This window comes from Aquabacterium sp. UBA2148 (assembly GCF_002328915.1).
Taxonomy (GTDB): Bacteria; Pseudomonadota; Gammaproteobacteria; order Burkholderiales; family Burkholderiaceae_C; genus Aquabacterium; species Aquabacterium parvum.
Map to the genome: position 1 here is coordinate 3,939 of NZ_DCXA01000182.1, position 4,555 is coordinate 8,493.

General features: G+C 67.9%; 4 protein-coding genes and 1 pseudogene. 1 reads left to right on the forward strand and 4 read right to left on the reverse strand.

Going from position 1 to position 4,555, the window contains the following annotated elements:
• Positions 1-303 (forward strand): annotated as a pseudogene (locus B2W70_RS10185) (ornithine carbamoyltransferase); the annotation flags it as partial.
• Positions 304-309: 6 nt separating this feature from the next.
• On the opposite strand, the gene B2W70_RS10190 reads toward B2W70_RS10185, so the two are convergent.
• From B2W70_RS10190 to flhF, 4 genes are all read right to left on the reverse strand, one after another.
• On the reverse strand, positions 310-1,686 hold the full coding sequence (locus tag B2W70_RS10190; RefSeq protein WP_286745432.1) for a methyl-accepting chemotaxis protein: 1,377 nt from the start codon (positions 1,684-1,686) through the stop codon (positions 310-312).
• Between the two features lie 61 nt (positions 1,687-1,747).
• Positions 1,748-2,470: an RNA polymerase sigma factor FliA gene (locus B2W70_RS10195; RefSeq protein WP_058088872.1), complete on the reverse strand. Its 723-nt coding sequence runs from the start codon at positions 2,468-2,470 to the stop codon at positions 1,748-1,750.
• A 20-nt stretch (positions 2,471-2,490) separates the two neighbouring features.
• On the reverse strand, positions 2,491-3,303 hold the full coding sequence (locus tag B2W70_RS10200) for a flagellar biosynthesis protein (protein WP_286745435.1): 813 nt from the start codon (positions 3,301-3,303) through the stop codon (positions 2,491-2,493).
• A 32-nt stretch (positions 3,304-3,335) separates the two neighbouring features.
• A partial coding sequence (gene flhF / locus B2W70_RS10205; protein ID WP_286745437.1) for a flagellar biosynthesis protein FlhF occupies positions 3,336-4,555 on the reverse strand: 1,220 nt, incomplete at its 5' end.

Consider the following 4,555-nt stretch of genomic DNA (forward strand, 5'->3'; position numbering starts at 1 on the left):
GACCCGATGGACGCCTGCCGTGGCGCCCACCTGGTGACCACCGACGTGTGGACCAGCATGGGCTTCGAGGCCGAGAACGAGGAGCGCAAGAAGGCCTTTGCCGACTGGTGCGTGGACGCCGAAATGATGGGCGTGGCCGCAGCCGATGCGCTGTTCATGCACTGCCTGCCAGCCCACCGTGGCGAAGAGGTCGAAGCCGAGGTGATCGACGGGCCGCAATCGGTGGTTTGGGACGAGGCCGAGAACCGACTGCACGTGCAGAAGGCCCTGATGGAGTACCTGCTGCTCGGCCGCATCGGCTGAGCAGGCTCAGAACCGGTAGGCCAGGCGCAGGCCACCCCAGTGGCGACCCTGCACCGTGATGGGTGCCGAGGCTTCCTTGAGCAGCACGAACTTGCCGCCCCCCATGTCCCGACGGTAGGTCTGCAGCAGGAAGGCTCGCGTGTTGCGGGCCGAGGCCAGGCCTGTGCGGTCATTGAAGATGCGACGCCAGCGGCTGTTGGCGGTGTTCCAGACCACGTCGCCAGGCCGTTGCGGATGGCAGTAGACCTTGTTGTGGGTGGAGATGTAGCCGTTGCGGTCTGCCGCGATGCAGAAGACCACCTCGGGCAGGGCCTTGAGGGCCGCTTCCTGCAAAGCCGGGAAAAGGTCGTCCGTCAGGGCATTGAACGGGGCGCTGTGTTGCGCGGGGCTGCTGCCGGCCAGGGGCTGGTAGCGCTCGTCAAACAGCTGCGTCAGGCTGATGCGCCCTGAGCCCAGGGCCTGCTCCAGGCGTTCGGCGATTTGTCCGGCCACTTGCTGGGCCAGCTGGATGTAGGGGGTGTCGGCGGTTTCAACGCCGCAGGTGGCGATGACCTCCATGAGCCGCTCGGAGACGCCCAGCACGCGCTCGCTGCGCTTGGAGGCGTCGGCCAGGGCGTCGCGCACGGTCTGCACCTCCTGCCCCATGCCATCGACCTGCGTCTGGATCCCTTGGCTCAACCCCACGCTGGCGCTGGCGGCCTCGACGATGCGCTGCACGGCGCTTTCGGCCCCCATCAGGGCCAGGTGCACCTGTCGATCCTGGTCCGCTTTGGCGTCCACCGGCACGTCAACGCGCAAGTCCTGAGCCAGCGACTGGATGCGCTGGTCCAGCGAGGCGACCGTGCCCATGATGGCCTTGGAGATGGATTCGACCTGGGTGGACAGGTCTTTGACCGCGTCGGCCACGACCGAGAAGCCCAGCCCGGCCTCGCCAGCGCGCTTGGCCTCGACCGAGGCGTTGAAGGCCACCAGCCGGGTCTGCAAGGCCACCTGGGTGATCTGGCTGGCCGCTTCGGAGACTTGCTTGAGGGTGCTGACCACCCCGGAGACCTCCAGGCCCACGTGCTCGACGCTGGCGCGGGCGCGCTGCATGGCCTGCTGGCTTTGCGCGGTTTCGGACTGGATGCGTTGTTGCGCTTGCGCGATCTGGTGCGCCTGCGCCTGCAGCCCGCTCAGGGCCGTGGTCTGACCGGTGGCGATGGCGGCGCAGTCGTCAAGGGCACCGCGCAATTGCGCCGCCTCGAGCCCCAGGCCGCTGCAGTCCCGCTGCAGCACCTGCGCGAGCGCATAAACGGATTCGGCCCCTTCCAAGCGCATGGGCTCGGCAGAGACCGCTGGCGCAACCGATGCCACGGTTTCGCGCTTTTTGAACAAGGCCAACATGGGCACCCCTCTTCAGAAGGGAGGCCATCGCCCGAGGGAGCAGAAGCTGGCGGGCTTCAGGTCACCACTCTCGGAGCTTGACGCGCAGCCGGGCGATGGATTGGCTGTGCAGCTGGCAAACACGCGATTCGGTCACGCCCAGCACGGCGGCGATTTCCTTGAGGTTCATGTCCTGCTCGTAGTACATGCTCATGACGTACTGCTCGCGCTCGGGCAGGTTCTTGATGGCTTCGACCAGAGCATGGCGCATGCGGTGGTCTTCGAGCAAGCTCAACGGGTCGTTGCCTTCGTCGGTGACGTGGCGATCGAGGTAGTCGTTGTCGCCATCTTCGCCGCTCATGTCTTCCAGGTAGATCAGCTGGGTGCCGCGCACCTTGCCAAGCATCTCCTGGTACTCGGTCAGCGCCATGCCCATTTCCTTGGCGATCTCGCTTTCCTGCGGGGCGCGGCCGAGTTTTTGCTCCAGGCTGTGCACGGCGCGTTCGATGTCGCGCTGCTGTTTGCGGGTGCCCCGGCTGAGCCAGTCGGCGCCGCGCAGTTCGTCGAGCATGGCGCCACGGATGCGCTGGGTGGCGAAGGTCTCGAACTGCACCCCCTGCCCGGCGTCAAAGCGGGTCAAGGCGTCGGTCAGGCCGATCATGCCCACCTGGATCAGGTCGTCGATTTCGACGTTGGCTGGCAGCTTGGCGATCATCTGGTGGGCCAGGCGCCGCACCAGCGGGCTGTACTGGCGCAGCATCGAGTCGACGTCGAGACGGCCTTTGGCGGTGTACGTGCTGGACATGCTGGGCTCCATGAGCATCTTCAGTTGAGTACGGGTGACACGCGGGCAGGCAGGGCTGCACCGGGCGACAACAGGTGGTCGAAAGCGGTCTCACCCAGGGTGTGGGGCAAGGCGCAGCGCAGCAGGCCGGCGGCCAGCTCCATGAAGCGGGCGTCGGGGTCGATCGAGGCGGGCTCGAAGGGGTCCAGGCGCAGGGCGACGCGTTGCGCAGCCCCCAGGAACTGGTCCGAGCACCGCGCGAGTCGACGGATGACTTCGTCGGCCTGCTGGCTGCGACGCGGGGCGCACATCAGCAGGTCATAGGCCATCCAGCCTCCTCGCTGGCTGAGCACCTTGACGGCAGCGTAGGCGTCGGTCAGGCCTTCGGCCAGGTCGTTGGTGAAGACCAGGGGGCGCAGGTTGTGGCCTCGGCAGCGGTCGCCAAAGATGCGCACCAGCTCGCTGGCGGAGGCGTGCAGCAGGACCACGTCGCTGCGGGCGGAGGCATCGGCCAGTTCGTCGAGCAGGGTCGAGCAAGAGCCTCGGGCGTCGGCGAACTTCAGGGGCAAGCCCCGCGCGGCCATGTAGCTGACGTGATCCGACAGGCGCTCGATGCCTTCGGACAGGTCGAACTCGGCGAGCTCGCTGGGCGCCCTCGCCTGCTCGCCCGCATCGACGACCAGGGTGCTCAGGCCACAAGCGGCGTAGGCCGCGCACAGGCGCTCGAGCACCAGGCCACCGGCGCTGGAGCGGGTGTTGGCCACCACCGGGATGAAACGCAGCACGCGGGCGGCGAACATCTGGCGCAGGCCCTGGGCCTGGTCAACAGGCTGGGCTGGGAGGGCAGAACGCACGGGTCGGACCATGGAGGGCGGCTCGGTGTGGGTCAGGCGGTGGCGGTGGCAGCGCGGGCAGACTGCTGCAGCATCTCGGGCATCGAGGGCGTGGCCAGGATCAGGCTGACCTCGTTGGGATCGAGGCGGTAGGCCGGGTTCAGGCTGGCGCGCAGCGCGCGGTGCACCAGGGCTTGTGCGGACAGTCGGTGCCAATCTTCGGGCACGCGTTGGCCGTTTGCCACGCCCAGGACCTTGAGCTTGTGACGGATTAACGCATCCAGCGCCGGGCCGAGCTTCACGGCCTCGTCCAGCTTGGAGAGGATGACGCCGGAGCACTGCTGCGCGTGATAAGCGTGCATGACGTCCTCGATGGCGTCGCCTTGGGCCGATGCGTTGATGACCAGCAGCTTCTTGATGGCCGGGTGGGACAGCATTTCCAGCAGGTCCTTGGTGCGCCCGTCGCGCTGGGCCATGCCGGCGGTGTCGATGAGGATCAGCTTCTTGCCCGACAGGAGTTCGAGCAGGTCTTCCAGGGCAGCGCGGTCATGGGCCATGTGCACGGGCACACCCAGGATGCGACCGTAGGCGCGCAGCTGTTCGTGGGCGCCGACGCGGTAGGCGTCCAGCGTGATCAGGCCCAGGTTCTGCGCGCCGTGCTTGGCAGCGAAGGTGGCGGCCAGCTTGGCGGTGGAGGTGGTCTTGCCCACGCCGGTCGAGCCGATCAGGGCGAACACACCGCCCTGGTCTTCGATGGCGCGCTCGGTGTCGGCGGTGTTGAGGTTGCGCTGCAGCACCTGGGTGGCCCATTCCATCTCGTCGTGCTGGCCGTTGTTGACGTCGGCGGGCATGGCGTCGAGCAGCTTGCGGATCAGCACGGTCGAGAAGCCGCCGTCCAGCAGGCGCTGGGCCAGGTTGGCCTGGGCGGGGGTGCGGCCCAGCTTGTCCAGGAAGGCCATGGTCTCGAAGCGCTCGGTCATCATGGCGCGCATGGCGCGCAACTCGCCGAGCAAGGTGGTGTTGGCCTCCTGAGCCGAGCGCAGGGCCTCCAGGGTCGCGGTGTCGGGTTGGGCAGCCACCGGTGCGGCTGGCTTGGCCTGTGCCGGTGCGTGTGCCTGTGGCTGGGCCTTGGCAGCCGGGCGAGCAGCGGCGCGAGGGGTTTCCTGGCGGGCCACCATCTGGTCCATCGTCAGCTCGTCTGACAAGGCGGCACGGCTGGCCTGGGCACGGGGAGATTGGGCTTGTGCCACCTGGGCGCGGGCCAGGGACTCGG